Origin of the sequence: Actinophytocola sp. (genome assembly GCF_009379765.1) — a bacterium.
Lineage (GTDB): Bacteria > Actinomycetota > Actinomycetes > Mycobacteriales > Pseudonocardiaceae > Actinophytocola.
This window is the reverse complement of sequence record NZ_WHTD01000188.1, coordinates 1-15,718: the sequence shown is the minus strand read 5'-3', so window position 1 is coordinate 15,718 and position 15,718 is coordinate 1. Positions and strand designations below refer to the sequence as shown.

The following is a 15,718-nucleotide window of genomic DNA, read 5'->3' as shown; positions in this document are numbered from 1 at the left end:
TCCGCACCCAACCAGACCCGACGTTGCCGCTCAGTCAGGTGCGGCTTGACCGCGTCATAGCGGCGGGCGAGAGAATCCATGACCAAGCTCATAGCACAGACCGTAAGCGCCCCGAGGCCAGAAACTAACTTATTTCGCTACTGGCCCTTACGTCGACCCGTTCGGCCTGCCAGCGGCTCAGCGCGTAGGCGAGCAAACCCGCAGGTAGGAACATCACGATGCCATAGACGGCCGCCGGGATGGCCATCTCGGCGCTGTCGAGCAACGCGGGACTGAGCGCGATCGTGATGGCGAGCGTGCTGTTGTGCACCCCGATCTCGAACGACGACGCCACGGCCTGCCCGCGCGGCACCCTGGCCAGGCGCGGGACGTAGAAGCCGATGGCGAGGCCGCACACGCACAGCAGCAGGGCGAGGAGGCCGACCGACCGCAGGTAGCCGAGGACGTTGTCGCGCTCCTGGTAGACCGCGACCGCGATGACACTCACCAGGACGACGACCGAGGCGATCCGGACCGGCCGGTTGAGCCGGTCGGCCACGCCGGGCGCCCGGTGGCGGAGGAACATCCCGATCGCCACCGGGATGAGCACGATCGCGAACACCTGCACGAGCTTGTCCGGCTGCAGGCCGATCGCGTCCTCGCCCTCCATGAACCCGGCGAGCGCGAGGTTGACGACGATCGGCAGCGTGACGACCGCGAGGACCGAGTTGATCGCGGTGAGCGTGATGTTGAGCGCGACGTCCCCGCGGGCAAGGTGGCTGAAGAGGTTCGCGGTGGTCCCGCCCGGCGACGCGGCGAGCAGCATCATGCCGACGGCGAGCACCGGCTCGAGGTCGAAGAGGAGCACGAGCCCGAGGCAGAGCGCGGGGAGGACGAGGATCTGGCAGCCGAGCGCGACCGCCGCGGCCCGCGGGTAGCGCAGCACCCGGGTGAAGTCGGCGACGGTCAGCGACAGCCCGAGACCGAGCATGATCACACCGAGCGCGATCGGCAGGAAGACCGTGGTGGCGGTCGACGAGTTCATTCGCGGAATGTGGCACCAACCGGACAAATTGGCAATAGCCCGGACGGCCGCGGCGACCGGCCGGCCGGCCCAGCCCCGCGAGACCCCCTCCAGCCTCGCGAGTCCAACCATCGCGACCCGCGAGTCCAACACTCCGGACCCGCGAGTCCGACATTCAGAACTCACGAACGGGGGGACTCGCGGGACCTGGGCGTTGGACTCGCGGGGGTCGGGTTATTGGTGGCGCGACTCGATGAGCACCTCGATGCCGTCCAGCAGTCTGGCCAGGCCGAACTGGAAACCGTGCGCCGGGTCGTACGCGGACTGGTAGACCTCGCCCGCCACGGCGCCAACCCGGGCGGCGACCGGGTACTTCTTCGCGTCGAACACCTTCTCGAGCAGCGGGCCGTAGGTCGACCACCACTCCTCGTCGGTCACACCTGTGTCGCGCGCCGACGACGCCGCCTCGACCGCGGTGCGCGCGGCGCCCTGGACGAACACGGACACGAGGCTGACGACCGAGTCCATCTCGAGCTCGGACAGCCCGATGCCGTCCACCGCACGCAGGTCGTGGTCGTAGCCCGCGATGCTGTTCGGACCGAGCGGCGGCCGGGACATCGCCATGACCCGCAGCATCCACGGGTGCCGGCGGTACAGGTCCCAGTTCGCCCGCGCGATCGCCTCCAGCCTCGACCGCCAGCCGCCGTCCACCGCCGTCCGGGCCACCTCGCCGCACACCGTGTCGTACATGACGTCGACCAGCTCGGCCTTCGACGGCACATATGTATAGAGCGACATCGTGCCCACCCCCAGCCGCTCGGCCACCCGGCGCATCGACAGCGCGGCCAGCCCCTCCGCGTCGGCGAGCTCGATCGCCGACGCGACGATCCGGTCCACGGTCAGGCCCGGCTTCGGCCCCCGCCCCCGCGCCGGTGTCGCGCCGTCCCGCCAGAGCAGCGCCATGCTGCGGACCGGGTCGCCACGGCCGCCGTAGTGCTTGTCGGGCTCTCTGTCGCTGGGGTTCTTCGCCATCGTGGCTAACATCCTAGGATCTCCGTACGATGTACGGTATTGTTCGGAGCTGCTCCGTACAACGTACGACATTGGGGAGGGCCGTTGATCACCACTGAGGGCTTGCGCAAGCGGTACGGCGACAAGGTCGCTCTCGACGGGGTGAACCTCACCGTCGCGGCCGGCACGGTGTGCGGCCTGCTCGGGCCGAACGGCGCCGGCAAGACGACGACCGTGCGGATCCTCACCACGCTGCTCCGCGCGGACGCCGGCCGGGCCGAGGTGGCCGGCTTCGACGTGGCCCGCCGGCCCGACCGGGTGCGCGCCAGCATCGGGCTCGTCGGCCAGACCGCCGCGGTGGACGAGGCACTGTCCGCGCGGCAGAACCTGGAGCTGTTCGGCCGGCTGTACCACCTGTCCGGCACCTCGGCCCGGGCTCGGGCCACCGCGCTGCTCGAGCAGTTCGACCTGGCCGACACGGGCGACAAGGCGGTGAAGCAGTTCTCCGGCGGCATGCGCAGGCGGCTCGACCTCGCGGCGAGCCTCGTCCTGGCACCCCGCGTGCTGTTCCTGGACGAGCCGACGACCGGGCTCGACCCGCGCGGGCGGACCGAGGTGTGGGCGGCGGTGCGCGCGCTGGTCGCCGAGGGCACGACGGTGCTGCTGACCACGCAGTACCTGGCCGAGGCCGACCAGCTGGCCTCGCGGATCGCGGTGATCGACCACGGCCGGGTGATCGCCGAGGGCAGCCCGACCGACCTGAAGTCGCGCCTGGGCGGCGACCGCCTGGACGTGATCCTGCACGACGCGGCCGACGTGCCGGCGGCGGCGACCGTCCTGGCGGCGGTGGCGACCACCGACCCGGAGACCGACCTCGACGCCCGCCGGGTCAGCGCCCCGGTCCGGGACCGGGTGAGCGCCCTGACCGAGGCGACCCGCGCCCTGCGGGAGTCGGGCGTCGCGGTGGAGGACATCGCGCTGCGCCGCCCCACGCTGGACGAGGTGTTCCTGCACCTGACCGGCCACGGCACGGAGACGGACACGGACGAGAAGGTGACCGCATGACCACCCTCGCCCCTGCGCCCGGCAGCCGGCTCCGGTGGGCGGTCGCCGACGGCTGGACCATCACCCGGCGGGACCTCTTGCACTGGGTCCGCGAACCGACCCCGGTCATCGTCGGCCTGCTGTTCCCCGTGCTGCTCGTCCTGATGTTCGGGTACCTGTTCGGCGGGGCGATGGCCGTGCCGGGCGGCGGGGACTACAAGGAGTTCCTCCTCCCCGGGATGTTCGGCATGACCATGGCGTTCGGGCTGGAAGCGACCATGATCGCGGTCAGCACGGACGCCCGGCGCGGGGTCACCGACCGCTTCCGGTCCATGCCGATGGCGCCCTCGGCGGTCGTCGTCGGGCGGTGCGGGGCGGACCTGCTCAACTCCGCGGCCGCGCTCGTCGTCATGGTCGGGTGCGGGCTGCTCGTCGGCTGGCAGGCGCACGGGTCACCGCAAGCCACCCTGGCCGCGGTGGGGCTCCTCCTCTGGCTGCGGTTCGCGCTGCTCTGGCTCGGCATCTACCTCGGGCTCGTGGTCAAGAACCCGGAGGCGGTGGCCGCGGTGCAGATCCTCATCTGGCCGGTCGGCTTCCTCGCCAACACGTTCGTGGCCCCGGGCACCATGCCCGGGTGGTTGGGCACGATCGCGGAGTGGAATCCGTTGTCCTCGACAGTGGCCGCGGCTCGCGAGCTGTTCGGCAACCCGGGATGGGGCGGTGACTCGTGGATCGCACAGAACGCGACGCTCATGGCGGTCGGGTGGCCGCTGGTCATCGTCGCGATCTTCTTCCCGCTGTCCGTCCGCCGCTACCAGAGGTTGAGCCGTTGACCTGGGTACCAGCTGAGCCACCCCGCCACGGCCGGCTCGCCGGGGTACCCATCGCGGAGGCGCTGCCGACACTGGCCGGGCACACCGGGTTCTGGTCCGCCGCGGCCCGCGATGCCCTGGACCTCGTCGCACGCGGCCGGCTGCGGCCCGCGGTCACCGCCGCCGGCCACGACGCCTGGCGGGTCGGCCCGCTCGAGACGTCCGATGTGGACAGACTGCACCGGCTGGCGGCCGCCATGCCGCCGGAGGCGGGTGACCGGGCGGCCGCGGTGCCGCTGCTGCGGGCGTTCTTCGACGCGGTCGCCGACGTACTCGCGCGCGAGGACCGGGACGGTCCCGCCTTCACCGCGATGGCGTGCAAGCACGTGCCCGAGCTCCGGGAGTGGGCCGCGGCGCTGCACCGCGACACCCGGGTGTCGCTGCGGCTGGAGGTGCTGGGCGGCGACCTCGGAACCGGTTCGTTCACCGCGGTCGTCCAGGTGCACGACGACACCACGGTCCTCGACGCCGCCGAGCTGTGGGCAGGCGAAGGGCTCGACGAGCGGACCCGGATCGACGCGATGCTCGCTGTCCGGCACGCCGCCCAGGTCTGGCCGCCGCTCGCCGGGCTACTCGACCTCGCCGTGCCCGACCGGCTCGTGCTCGGCGACGACGAGGTGCTCGACCTGCTCGGCCCGGGCGGCGACGCGCTCGGGGCCGCGGGCGTCGACGTGCACTGGCCCAAGGACCTGGCCCGGGACGTCACCGCGCACGCGGTGGTCGCCAGCTCGATGGACACCGACGACCTGCCGTCGTTCTTCGGCGCGGAAGCGTTGCTGGACTTCCACTGGCAGCTCGCCACGAAGGGCGAGGCGCTCACCGAGGCCGAGATGGACCGCCTGGCCGAGGCGGGGCGGCCGGTCGTCCGGCTGCGCGACCGCTGGACGCTGGTCGAGCCCGACCTCGCCCGCAAGGCCCGCGAGCGCATGCTCAAGCCGCTCACCGCCATCGACGCCCTCGGCGCCGCCCTCACCGGCACCGCCCGGGTCGACGGCGAGTGGGTCCTGGTCGCGCCGAGCCCACCGCTGGAACGCCTCCGCGAGCGGCTCACCGAAACCCCGGTGGCCCAACCGGAAGCGCTCGCCGCCACCCTGCGCGACTACCAGCTCCGCGGGCTGCGCTGGCTCGCCCGGATGACCGACCTCGGCCTCGGCGGCTGCCTCGCCGACGACATGGGCCTCGGCAAGACCATCACGCTCATCGCCCTGCACCTGCACCGCGCGGCCGGCCCGACGCTCGTCGTCTGCCCGGCGTCGCTGCTCGGCAACTGGGAGCGCGAGATCCGCCGGTTCGCCCCCGGGGTGCCGGTCACCAGGTACCACGGCACCGACCGGGACACCGCCACCGAGGGCTTCGTCCTGACCACCTACGGCACCATGCGCGTCGATGCCGACAGGCTCGCCGAGCAGCGCTGGGACCTGGTCGCCGCCGACGAGGCGCAGCACGTCAAGAACCCGCGCTCGGACACCGCGAAGGCACTGCGCCGCATCCCGTCCGCGGCCCGCGTCGCGCTCACCGGTACACCCGTGGAGAACAACCTGGCCGAGCTGTGGGCCATCCTCGACTGGACCACCCCGGGCCTGCTCGGCTCACTCGCCACGTTCCGCTCCCGCTGGGCCAGGCCCATCGAGTCCGGCGACCGGGCGGACACCGCCGAGCGGCTGTCCAAGCTGGTCCGACCGTTCCTGTTGCGGCGCCGCAAGTCCGACCCCGGCATCGCCCCCGAGCTCCCGCCCAAGACCGAGACCGACCAGCCGGTGTCGCTCACGCCGGAGCAGGCAGGGCTGTACGCGGCCGTGGTGCGCGAGACCATGGAGCGGATCCGCACCGCGACCGGCATGCAGCGCCGTGGGCTCGTGCTCACGCTCCTCACCGGCCTCAAACAGGTCTGCAACCATCCCGCGCAGTACCTCGGCGAGATCGGCGGCCCGCTCGCCGGCCGGTCCGGCAAGCTCGAGCTGCTCGACGAGCTCGTCGACACGATCCGCGCGGAAGGTGGTGGGCTGCTCGTGTTCACCCAGTACGTCGCGATGGCGCGGCTGCTCGACCGCCATCTCACCGGCCGCGGCGTCCCCACCCAGCTTCTGCACGGCGGCACCCCGGTCGCCAAGCGCGACGAGCTCGTCCGGACGTTCCAGGACAGTGCCGACCCGCCGGTGTTCCTGCTGTCGCTCAAGGCCGCCGGCACCGGGCTGAACCTCACCCGCGCCGACCACGTCGTGCACTACGACCGCTGGTGGAACCCCGCGGTCGAGGCGCAGGCCACCGACCGCGCGCACCGGATCGGCCAGGACCGGCCGGTCCAGGTGCACCGGCTGATCGCGGAAGGCACCGTGGAGGACCGGATCGCCGCCATGCTCGAGTCCAAGAAAGACCTCGCGGCCGCGGTGCTCGGGCCGCGAGAGACGGATGTCGCCGAGCTGACCGAGCTGACCGACGCGGAGCTCGCCGAGCTCGTGACCCTGCGAGGTGCGCCATGACCGGTGCGGCGGTCGGCTTCCCCGCGTTCCCCGCCAGCAAGCGCAGGCCGGGCAGGTTCGCCAGATCCTGGTGGGGGCAGGCGTGGCTGCAGGCGATGGAGGACACCTCGCTGGACCAGGAGCCGCTCAAGCGGGGCCGCCGCTACGCCTATGCGGGCCTGGTCGGGCCGATCACGGTGAGCCCCGGACGGCTCGCCGCGCAGGTCTACGGCGAGGACGGGTCCGTCTTCCACACCGTGGTGCTCGTCGAGCGGCTCGGCGACGAGGAGTGGCAGCGGTTCCTCGACGAGGTCGCCGCCAAGGCCGGGCACCTCGCGGCGCTGCTCGACCGGGACATGCCGCACGACCTGGTGGCCGCCGCGGCGGACGCGGACGTCCGGCTGCTACCCGGGATCGGCGACCTGCAGCCCGACTGCGACTGTCCGGACTGGGAGCTGCCGTGCCGGCACGCCGCCGCGCTGTGCTTCCAGGCGTCCTGGCTGCTCGACGCCGACCCGTTCGTGCTGCTGTTGCTGCGTGGTCTCGGCCGGCGCGAGCTCACCGACGAGCTGCGCAGGCGCAACCGGCCCACCACACCGGCGCCCGCCGTGTCAACACCTACCGCGCGGCCGGTACGCCCGCTGCCGCCACCGCTGCCCACGCCGCCGGAGGAGCCCGCGACGCCACTGGAGGTTCCGGCGGCGCCCGGGGTCGACCCGTCGGCACTCACCGTGGCCGCCGTGACCGCGTCCCGACGTGCCCGGGACCTGCTGCTCCGCTACCGGTCAGGAGCGGAGAGTGAGATTACAGCGGTGTTGGGCAGGCTGCTGCGAGAGTGAGAAACATACTGTTCGTGACCGGTCGAACCCCCACCGTGTACGGATGAAATACCGGGAACACTGGGAAAAATCGTGAATCGCCTTTGCAAACCGGGCGTTCACCTGGTATGCGCGCGCACTCCGAGGTCATCGTCGCGACCCGCCAGGGACCCCCTGGGTGGTGTGGGCCACTCGACGAGTGTCAGGATTTCTCCCGAGCCGAGGTTCTCCCCCGGCGGGCCGTGTCGGTGGCTTCCCCCGAGATCGACCGGCACGGATCGGCGACAACGCTGCCGCGATGGGCGATCGCCGACCGCGGTGAGCTGAGCAGAAAGGTGCCGCATGACCTGGGCAAGACACGCCAGCCCGACGATTGAGCAAGGCCGCTTCGCCGAGGCACGGGCGAGCGAGAAGATCCACTACGCGGTGCAGAACCGCAAGGCAGCACGTACCGTCGCCTACCACTCCGCGGACGCGAAGGACTGTGCGGACCTGCTCGCGATGCTCGGTTTGGACACGCTGGACGAGCGCGCGCAACCGTCTACAGTGGATTGATCGGTTTCAGGCAGTCGAATACTCGACCACGTCGTCCACAGTGGACGAGCGCAGCTCGCCCCGGACGACGAGTACTTCCAGATGCGCCGCGGTTTCCCCGGTCGCGAGCGTCTGGTTGAACAGGTCGAGGTCGTCGAACCGGCGGTGCCGACGGGTCCAGCCCAACCGGCGTGCCGCGTCGAACGCGGTTCCGGCTCCGTCGCGCACCGCCGCCAACGTCTCGGCGAGTCGGTCCTCGTGGTGGGCGAGCAACTCGTCCACTCGCGTGTGGACACTCGGCGCGACCGGGCCGTGCGCAGGCAGCAGCCGCAGGTCCGGGTAGGAACGCACAAGTCTCAGGCTGTCCAGGTAGTCACCGAGCGGCAGCTTGGCGGGCGCCGGCTCGAACCCGATCGACGGGGTGATGTGCGGCAGCACGTGGTCCCCGGCGAACAGCACGCCGGCCTGCTCGTCGACGAACACCACGTGGCCCTGGGTGTGCCCCGGGGTGGGCAGCGCCACCAGCGTGCGGTCGCCGAGGTCGATCTTGGTGGTGCCGTCGAGCCACTCGTCGGGCTGCTCGTAGTAGGCGCGTGCGTCGTCCTCGTCGCGGCTGCCGAACGTCTGGCGCCAGCCGTCGATCAGCGTCTGGGCGCCCCAGCGCACCATCTCGAGGTGCCGGCCGCTCTCCTCGCCGGCGAGCACCCGCTGCAGCGACGGCTGCTCGCCCAGGCCCAGCGCGATCTTGGCGCCGAACGTGCGGCGCAGCGCGATGGCCATCGTGAAGTGGTCGCGGTGCATGTGCGTGACGAGGAACCGCTGGATGTCGCCGAAGTCGTGACCGAGCGTGCCGAGCGCCTGCTCGAGCTGGTCGCGTGCGACATCCAGGGCCCAGCCGGAGTCGACGAGCACGAGGCCGTCGCCGCTCTCGATCGCGTACACGTTCACCGCACGCAGGCCGTCGGTCGGCAGCGGGAGCGGGATGCGGTGGACGCCCGGCGCGACCTCGAAGGCACCGGGCTCGATCCACTCGTGCGAGCTGCTCGACATGCTGAGTCCCCAACCGTCATGTCACTGTCGTTAGTTCGCTGAACTTAGCAAATACCAACGGTACGGTCTTGCCCGTGGTTATCGCCCGTTCACTGGTGCTGTTCGTGCTCGCGGCCGTCGCCGAGATCGGCGGCGCCTGGCTGGTCTGGCAAGGCGTGCGGGAGCAGCGCGGGCTGCTGTGGGTCGCGGCCGGGGTGCTGGCGCTCGGCGCGTACGGGTTCGTCGCGGCTTTCCAGCCAGAGGCCCATTTCGGGCGGATCCTCGCCGCGTACGGCGGCGTGTTCGTGGCCGGCTCGCTGGCCTGGGGAGCGATCTTCGACGGCTTCCGGCCGGACCGGTTCGACCTCGTCGGCGCCGGCATCTGCCTGCTCGGTGTGGCGATAATCATGTACGCCCCACGCCCCACCTGACCCCGCGAGTCCAACACTCCGGACCCGCGAGTCCAACACTCGGAACGTGCGCGAACGTTGGACTCGCGGGTCCTGGGCGTTGGACTCGCGGGTCCTGGGCGTTGGACTCGCGGGTCCTGGGCGTTGGACTCGCGGGTCCTGGGCGTTGGACTCGCGGGTTCTGGGCGTTGGACTCGCGGGGTCGGGGGGTGCGTTGGGCGAAGGGCTCCGGTTTACGCGGGGACCATGCCGTGCGGGTCGAGCACGTACTTGCGGGCCGCGCCCTTGTCGAAGTCCTGATAGCCGCTCGGCGCGTCGTCGAGCTTGATCGGGGTGGCGTTGACCGCCTTCGCGATCTGCGCCTTGCCGGACAGGATCAGGTTCATCAGCAGCCGGTTGTACTTCTTCACCGGGCACTGGCCGGTGGTGAACTGGTGCGACTTCGCCCAGCCCAGCCCGATGCGCACGCCGAGCTGGCCGACCTTGGCGTTCTCGTCCACGCCGCCCGGGTCGCCGGTCACGTACAGGCCGGGGATGCCCAGCGAGGCGCCGGCGCGGGCGATGGTCATGATGTCGTTCAACACGGTCGCCGGCTGCTCGCCGGCCCCGGAGCCGTGCGCGCGGGCCTCGAACCCGACCGCGTCCACCGCGGCGTCGACCACCGGCTCGCCGACGACCTGCTCGATCATGTCCGCCAGCTCGCCGGACCGGGTCAGGTCGACGGTCTCGCAACCGAAGCTGCGCGCCTGCGCGAGCCGCTCGGGGATCATGTCACCGACGACCACCACGGCCGCACCGAGCATTTGCGCGGCGTGCGCGGCGGCGAGCCCGACCGGGCCCGCGCCGGCCACATAGACCGTCGAGCCGGTGGTCACCCCGGCCGAGTACGCGCCGTGGTAGCCGGTCGGGAAGATGTCCGACAGCATCGTCAGGTCGAGGATCTTCTCCAGCGCCTGGTCGCGGTCGGGGAACTTGAGCAGGTTGAAGTCGGCGAAGGGCACCATCACGTACTCGGCCTGCCCGCCGATCCAGCCGCCCATGTCCACGTACCCGTAAGCGGCGCCGGGCCGTGCGGGGTTGACGTTGAGGCAGATGCCGGTCTTGCCCTCGTTGCACATGCGGCACCGGCCGCACGCGATGTTGAACGGCACCGAGCAGATGTCGCCGACCTGGTGGAACAGCACGTCATCGCCGGTCTCGACGATCTCGCCGGTGATCTCGTGACCGAGCGTCTGCCCGACCGGCGCGGTGGTGCGGCCGCGCACCATGTGCTGATCGCTGCCGCAGATGTTGGTGGTGACGATCTTCAGAATGGCGGCGTGCGGCGCGCTCCTCTCCAGGCCGAGCCCCTTGACCACGTCTTCGGGGAGCTCGAGCTTGGGGTACTGGGTGCTCTCGACGCTGACCTGCCCCGGCCCCTGGTAGACGACTACCCTGTTGTCCGTCATTTTCGTTCACCTTTCCTTTTGCACACAAGGAAAGTACGAGAGCGAGGGCCGGTTTCGTAACTGGCCGGGCGGGCAGGCAGGCCCTGCCCATCCGGGTAGGTCAGAGCAGGCCGAGCTTGGTGGCCGCGTAGACGACCTCGGCCCGGTGGTGCACCGAGAGCTTGCGCATGATGCCACGGACGTGGAACTTCACCGTGCTGTCGCTGATGAGCGCGACCTTGCCGATCTCCCGGTTGGTCATTCCCTTGGCCAACAACCGGATGATCTCCGACTCCCGCCGGGTGAGCTGCGGCGCACCGTCCTGTTCGGACACGGCGTGGACCATCAGGGAGCCGTTGCGCACCGCGCGGATGATCTTGACCAGGTCGACCACGTCGACGTCCTTGAGCACGTATCCCTTGGCACCACGGCGAAGTGCCTCCAGTACGAGGGTCTGGTCGTGGAACGTGGTCAGCACCACCACGCCCACCTTCGGAAACCGGTCGACGATGTCACCGCACAGGTCCAGGCCGGTTGCCGGGCCGTCCTCGCTCAGCTTGAGGTCCAGCAGCACGACGTCCGGACGCGCGACGGCCAGCACGTCGAGCGCCTCGTCCGGCCGGGCCGCGTGGCCGACGACCGCGATGTTGCTCTCCAGCTCGAGGATCGAGCGCAGGCCCTCCCGCACGATCGTGTGGTCGTCGACGATCACCACGCGGATCCGGTCAGTCATCGGCAGGGACCTCGACCCGCACCCGGACGCCGCCGCCCCGGCGGGCGAGCACCCGCGCGGTGCCGTGCAGCTCGCGGGCACGTTCGCGGATGTTGACCAGCCCACCGGGCGCCGCGGCCCGGGTGAGGCGGCGCTGGATCGCCGCCGGGTCACCGGTTCCGTCGTCGGCGACGGTGAGCGCCACGGTTCCGGCGCGGTAGGCCAGCTCGACCCAGATGCCGTGCGCGGCGGCATGCCGGACCGCGTTGAACATCGCCTCCTGGGCGATGTGGAACAGGGCGTGCTGGGCGGCGAGCGGCAGTGCGACCGGCTCGCCCCGGGTGCGCACCCGCACCCGCAGCGGGGTGATCGCGCGGAACTCCCGCACCAGGTCGACGAGCACGCCACGCATGCCGCTGCGCTGGGGATCCAGCTCGGACAGCTCGAAGATCGCCGCTCGCATCTGGGTGAGCGCCGAGCGAGCCAGCTCCTTGGTCACCGCCACCCGCCGGCCCACCGCCGAGGAAGGCTCGTTCTGCCGGCACCACTCCAGGTTCATGCCGATGCTGATCAGGTGCTGGGCGACGCTGTCGTGCAGCTCGCGCGCGATCCGGTGCCGCTCCTGGCTGATCAGCTGCCGCTGCCCGGCCTCGCTGAGCCTGCGGTGGGCGACCTCGAGCTGGCGGTTGCGTTCCTCCAGCTCGCGGGTGCGCTCATGGGCCTCCTGGTAGAGGCAGGCGTTCTCCAGCGCGACCGAGAGCTGGTTGGCGACGGTCTGCAGGATCGCCACCTCGCTCTCGTCGACCTCGGTCGCCGGCAGCTCCACGAGCAGAGTCCCGGCCTGCAGGACCGGCACGCCGACCATGCCGGGCAGCGTCACCGGGCGGGCCTCGGCGCGGGTGCGCTCGCGGAGGTCGGCGAACTCGTCGGGGACCGCGCCGCGGCGGAACTCCCGCCGGGCCACCAGGGTCAGTGACACCGCGGGCGCGCCGAAGTGCCTGGCCAACGCGTCGACGACCGCGTCGCACAGCACATCCGGGCCGCTGGTCGTGGTGCAGAGCGCCGCCGAGATCGCCCGCAGCGCCTCGATCGCGCGGTCGAGGCCGTGGCTCTTGCGCCGCCACTCCGCGTAGAAGGTCGGTTTGGACGACCGGGCGCCGGTGAGCCGCTCCAACCAGGGGTCAGAGTGCGGCAAGGCAGATCTGCTCGACATCCTCCTTGCTCACCGTCCTCGGGTTGGTGGTGATGTAGGCGTCGTTGAGCGCGTTCTCGGCGAACCGGCCGAGGTGCTCGCGGCGCACGCCCACCTTGGCGAGCCCGGCCGGGATGCCGACCTTCTCCCGCAACGCCTGCACGGTCGCGATGGCCGCCTCCGCGCACTCCTGCGGCGTCAGCCGGGCGGTCTCGACCCCCATCGCGCCGGCCACGCCGACGAACCGCTCCGGGTGGGTCGCCGCGTTGAACCGCATGACGTGCGGCAGCAGGATCGCGTTGAGCAGCCCGTGCGGGACCTCGAGGTAGCCGCCGATCTGGTGCGCGATCGCGTGCGTGGCGCCGAGGAGCGCGTTGGTGAACGCGATGCCGGCCTGCAGGCTCGCCCGGGCGATGCCCTCACGGGCGCGCAGGTCGGCGGGGTCGTCCATGGTCGGGAGCAGGTGCTCGAGGACGCCGCGGATGGCGGCGAGGGCGTGCACGTCGGACAGGAAGCTGGCGGCCTTGGACACGTAGGCCTCGATGCCGTGGCTGAGCGCGTCGAGCGCGGTGTGCGCGGAGAGCTCCGGCGACATCGTGGTCAGCAGGCGCGGGTCGGTCACCGAGATGTCCGGCACCAGGGCGCGGCCGGCGATCGTGCATTTCAGCCGGCGGCGGGTGTCGGTGATGACGCAGAACTGGGAGACGTCGGCGCCGGAGCCGCCGGTGCTGGGAACCATGACCATCGGCGGGATGGGCTTGCCGACCGTGTCGATGCCCTCATAGTCGAGGATGCTGCCGCCGTTGCCGGACAGGACCGCGATGGCCTTGGCCGCGTCGATGGGGCTGCCGCCGCCGATGGCCACTAGCACGTCGCAGCCGCTGTCGAGGTAGTGCAGGAAACCGGCCTCGACCTCGCGGTCCTTGGGGTTGGGGGTGAGGTCGGACCAGATGCGGTAGGACAGGCCCGCCGCGCGCAGGTGCGGGACGGCCTGGTCGACCCAGCCGGCGGCCAGCACCCCCGGATCGCTGACGACCAGCGCCCGGGAGCCGCCCGCGCGGCGGGCCGCGTCGCCGACCTCGGCCAGGCTCCCGACGCCGAAGATCGACTCCGGGATGAGGAACTTCTCGAGCTTTCCCCGCGAACCCATGGCACCCCGCTTCGTCGCCGGCACCGTCGCCGACCAGGGTAATCGCGGACCTGACATTTGCCAGTTGGTTCAGACCTCTTGACGATATGTGGTCTAGACCACATAGTTGACAGTGGATCTCCATTCGCGTTGGACCCTGCATCCACGAGGAGAACGATGTCCGGCATTCGATGGCGCCTGCCGGTGCTCGTGGCCGTCCTGGCCACGACTCTCGGTCTGGTGATCGCCCCTGCCCAGTCCTCCCCCGCCGTGTCGGTGGCGGCGGGGAAGGTCAATCTCGGGTACTTCGTCCAGTGGGGCGTCTACCAGCGCAACTACCACGTGAAGAACATCCAGACGAGTGGTTCGGCGGACAAGCTGACCCACATCAACTACGCGTTCGGGAACGTCACCAACGGACAGTGCGCGATCGGGGACGCGTACGCCGACTACGACAAGTACTACGACGCGGCGTCCAGTGTGGACGGTACGTCGGACACATGGGACGCCGGCGCGCTGCGCGGCAACTTCAACCAGCTGCGCAAGCTCAAGGCGATGCACCCCGGCCTGAAGGTGCTGTTCTCCTTCGGCGGCTGGACCTGGTCCGGTGGGTTCGGTCAGGCCGCGCAGAACCCGGCGGCGTTCGCCGAGTCCTGCTACAACCTGGTCGAGGACCCGCGCTGGGCGGACGTCTTCGACGGCATCGACGTCGACTGGGAGTACCCGAACGCATGCGGGCTTTCCTGTGACACCAGCGGTTTCAGCGCGTTCCCGACGCTTCTCAGTGCCCTGCGTTCCCGGTTCGGCTCCGGAAACCTGGTCACCGCCGCGATCACCGCGGACGGCTCGGACGGCGGCAAGATCGACGCTGCCGACTACGGCGGCGCGGCCCAGTACGTCGACTGGTACAACGTGATGAGCTATGACTTCTTCGGCGCGTTCGACGCGGACGGTCCCACGGCGCCGCACTCGCCGCTGACGGCTTACGAGGGCATCCCGGCGGCCGGCTTCAACTCCGACGCGGCGATCCAGAAGCTTCGCGGGAAGGGCATCCCGTCCTCGAAGCTGTTGCTGGGCATCGGTTTCTACGGCCGCGGCTGGACCGGCGTGTCGCAGAGCGAGCCCGGCGGCTCGGCCACCGGTCCCGCCCCGGGTACGTACGAGGCGGGCATCGACGACTACAAGGTCCTGAAGAACTCCTGCCCGTCCACGGGAACCATCGCCGGCACGGCGTACGCGCACTGCGGCTCGAACTGGTGGAGCTACGACACCCCGTCGACGATCGGCGGCAAGATGGACTACGCCAACCAGCAAGGCCTGGGCGGCGCGTTCTTCTGGGAGTTGTCCGGCGACACGTCCAACGGCGAGCTGATCACCGCGATGGACAACGGCCTGAACTGACCGATGGGTGTGAGTGCTGTGCCGCCCGGTCGGGCGGCACAGCACTCACACCCCCTGACAGAGGGCTGCCACCGCGCGATCAACGACCTCGCCCTGCAATCCCTCTCGCCGCCTTCGGCTCCGGCAAGAACCTTGATAAGACTCGATGCCCAGGGTGTCGGATTCGGTTGACCCGTTTGCTGTTGGGGGTATACGGAGAGTGTGTTGGGGTGGGGTGGGGGTGGTCTGTGTGGGTGGGTTGGGCTGTTTGGTCTCGGGGTTGCGACTTTCGGGTTGGGCTGTTCGGCGGGTTTGTGGGGTTGCGGGTGTGGAGTTTGCTGTTTACGGATGTGCCTGGTTGTCGGTGGTTTGTTCACGCCGGTTGATGTGTGAGAGCTGGGGTTTTCGATGTTGTCGTCGCGTTCGCGCGGCGTGCTGTCGCGCGCCGTTTTCCTGGTCCTGGTAGTTGCCATTGTGCTGGTCGGGTCGCCGGTCGGTCAGCCGTTCTCGAGCGGGCAGTGGCCGGGTGTGTCGGCGGTGTGGCAGTGGCTGGGCAGCGTGTTCCCGGAGCCGGCTGCCGCCGCGGCGGAGCCGGCGCCGGTACGGGAGAAGAAGCCTGAGGAGCCGGCGAAGCGGGTGCGTGAAGTGGCCGGGTTGGCGACCGGGTCGGCGCGGGTGTTCGCGATGTCGGACGGGAC

The 15,718-nt window shown here is 70.8% G+C and carries 15 protein-coding genes; 8 read left to right on the top strand and 7 right to left on the bottom strand.

What is annotated here, in order from left to right; all coding sequences use genetic code 11:
* Positions 1 to 124 precede the first annotated feature (124 nt).
* A complete protein-coding gene (locus GEV28_RS36925; protein ID WP_291418113.1) occupies positions 125 to 1,024 on the bottom strand; it encodes a bile acid:sodium symporter family protein in 900 nt (299 codons plus the stop codon).
* A 213-nt stretch (positions 1,025 to 1,237) separates the two neighbouring features.
* Positions 1,238 to 2,035 (bottom strand): TetR/AcrR family transcriptional regulator, encoded by a 798-nt coding sequence (locus tag GEV28_RS36920; protein WP_291418111.1) that lies wholly within the window; start codon positions 2,033 to 2,035, stop codon positions 1,238 to 1,240.
* Positions 2,036 to 2,119: 84 nt separating this feature from the next.
* Between GEV28_RS36920 and GEV28_RS36915 the strand changes: the two genes are divergently transcribed.
* The 5 genes from GEV28_RS36915 (at position 2,120) to GEV28_RS36895 (ending at position 7,762) form a co-directional block, all read left to right on the top strand.
* On the top strand, positions 2,120 to 3,079 hold the full coding sequence (locus GEV28_RS36915) for an ATP-binding cassette domain-containing protein (protein ID WP_291418109.1): 960 nt from the start codon (positions 2,120 to 2,122) through the stop codon (positions 3,077 to 3,079).
* Positions 3,076 to 3,891, top strand: coding sequence for an ABC transporter permease (locus tag GEV28_RS36910; RefSeq protein ID WP_291418107.1), 816 nt, complete (start codon positions 3,076 to 3,078; stop codon positions 3,889 to 3,891). Before GEV28_RS36915 ends, GEV28_RS36910 begins: the two co-directional genes overlap by 4 nt.
* A 50-nt stretch (positions 3,892 to 3,941) precedes the next feature.
* Positions 3,942 to 6,410, top strand: coding sequence for a DEAD/DEAH box helicase (locus GEV28_RS36905; protein WP_291418115.1), 2,469 nt, complete (start codon positions 3,942 to 3,944; stop codon positions 6,408 to 6,410).
* Entirely contained in the window at positions 6,407 to 7,228 is an 822-nt protein-coding gene (locus GEV28_RS36900) for an SWIM zinc finger family protein (protein ID WP_291418105.1), read from the top strand. Before GEV28_RS36905 ends, GEV28_RS36900 begins: the two co-directional genes overlap by 4 nt.
* Positions 7,229 to 7,549: 321 nt before the next feature.
* Complete coding sequence (locus GEV28_RS36895; RefSeq protein WP_291418103.1) at positions 7,550 to 7,762, top strand: hypothetical protein; 213 nt, start codon at positions 7,550 to 7,552, stop codon at positions 7,760 to 7,762.
* A 6-nt stretch (positions 7,763 to 7,768) separates the two neighbouring features.
* Here the strand turns inward: GEV28_RS36895 and GEV28_RS36890 are convergent, their stop codons facing one another.
* Positions 7,769 to 8,791 carry an MBL fold metallo-hydrolase gene (locus GEV28_RS36890; RefSeq protein ID WP_291418101.1) on the bottom strand — a complete coding sequence of 341 codons (1,023 nt, stop codon included), beginning with the start codon at positions 8,789 to 8,791 and terminating at the stop codon, positions 7,769 to 7,771.
* Between the two features lie 74 nt (positions 8,792 to 8,865).
* Here GEV28_RS36890 and GEV28_RS36885 point away from each other — a divergent pair, with 74 nt between their 5' ends.
* On the top strand, positions 8,866 to 9,201 hold the full coding sequence (locus GEV28_RS36885) for a YnfA family protein (protein WP_291418099.1): 336 nt from the start codon (positions 8,866 to 8,868) through the stop codon (positions 9,199 to 9,201).
* Positions 9,202 to 9,413: 212 nt separating this feature from the next.
* Here the strand turns inward: GEV28_RS36885 and fdhA are convergent, their stop codons facing one another.
* The 4 genes from fdhA to GEV28_RS36865 all read right to left on the bottom strand — a co-directional run bounded on the left by fdhA (position 9,414) and on the right by GEV28_RS36865 (position 13,661).
* On the bottom strand, positions 9,414 to 10,628 hold the full coding sequence (fdhA, locus tag GEV28_RS36880; protein ID WP_291418076.1) for a formaldehyde dehydrogenase, glutathione-independent: 1,215 nt from the start codon (positions 10,626 to 10,628) through the stop codon (positions 9,414 to 9,416).
* A gap of 100 nt (positions 10,629 to 10,728) precedes the next feature.
* Positions 10,729 to 11,340: a response regulator transcription factor gene (locus GEV28_RS36875; protein ID WP_291418075.1), complete on the bottom strand. Its 612-nt coding sequence runs from the start codon at positions 11,338 to 11,340 to the stop codon at positions 10,729 to 10,731.
* Positions 11,333 to 12,514, bottom strand: coding sequence for a GAF domain-containing sensor histidine kinase (locus GEV28_RS36870; RefSeq protein ID WP_291418074.1), 1,182 nt, complete (start codon positions 12,512 to 12,514; stop codon positions 11,333 to 11,335). Before GEV28_RS36870 ends, GEV28_RS36875 begins: the two co-directional genes overlap by 8 nt.
* Entirely contained in the window at positions 12,501 to 13,661 is a 1,161-nt protein-coding gene (locus GEV28_RS36865; protein ID WP_291418072.1) for an iron-containing alcohol dehydrogenase, read from the bottom strand. Before GEV28_RS36865 ends, GEV28_RS36870 begins: the two co-directional genes overlap by 14 nt.
* 156 nt (positions 13,662 to 13,817) lie before the next feature.
* Between GEV28_RS36865 and GEV28_RS36860 the strand changes: the two genes are divergently transcribed.
* Positions 13,818 to 15,041, top strand: coding sequence for a glycoside hydrolase family 18 protein (locus GEV28_RS36860; RefSeq protein ID WP_291418070.1), 1,224 nt, complete (start codon positions 13,818 to 13,820; stop codon positions 15,039 to 15,041).
* A gap of 387 nt (positions 15,042 to 15,428) precedes the next feature.
* Positions 15,429 to 15,718 (top strand): hypothetical protein (locus GEV28_RS36855; protein ID WP_291418068.1); only part of this gene is annotated, 290 nt, incomplete at its 3' end.

Coding starts and splice junctions, on each gene's coding strand:
- GEV28_RS36865 (WP_291418072.1), bottom strand. CDS start 13,661: ATGGGTTCGCGGGGAAAGCTCGAGAAGTTCCTCATCCCGGAGTCGATC.
- GEV28_RS36890 (WP_291418101.1), bottom strand. CDS start 8,791: ATGTCGAGCAGCTCGCACGAGTGGATCGAGCCCGGTGCCTTCGAGGTC.
- fdhA (WP_291418076.1), bottom strand. CDS start 10,628: ATGACGGACAACAGGGTAGTCGTCTACCAGGGGCCGGGGCAGGTCAGC.
- GEV28_RS36900 (WP_291418105.1), top strand. CDS start 6,407: ATGACCGGTGCGGCGGTCGGCTTCCCCGCGTTCCCCGCCAGCAAGCGC.
- GEV28_RS36860 (WP_291418070.1), top strand. CDS start 13,818: ATGTCCGGCATTCGATGGCGCCTGCCGGTGCTCGTGGCCGTCCTGGCC.
- GEV28_RS36925 (WP_291418113.1), bottom strand. CDS start 1,024: ATGAACTCGTCGACCGCCACCACGGTCTTCCTGCCGATCGCGCTCGGT.
- GEV28_RS36895 (WP_291418103.1), top strand. CDS start 7,550: ATGACCTGGGCAAGACACGCCAGCCCGACGATTGAGCAAGGCCGCTTC.
- GEV28_RS36875 (WP_291418075.1), bottom strand. CDS start 11,340: ATGACTGACCGGATCCGCGTGGTGATCGTCGACGACCACACGATCGTG.
- GEV28_RS36920 (WP_291418111.1), bottom strand. CDS start 2,035: ATGGCGAAGAACCCCAGCGACAGAGAGCCCGACAAGCACTACGGCGGC.
- GEV28_RS36910 (WP_291418107.1), top strand. CDS start 3,076: ATGACCACCCTCGCCCCTGCGCCCGGCAGCCGGCTCCGGTGGGCGGTC.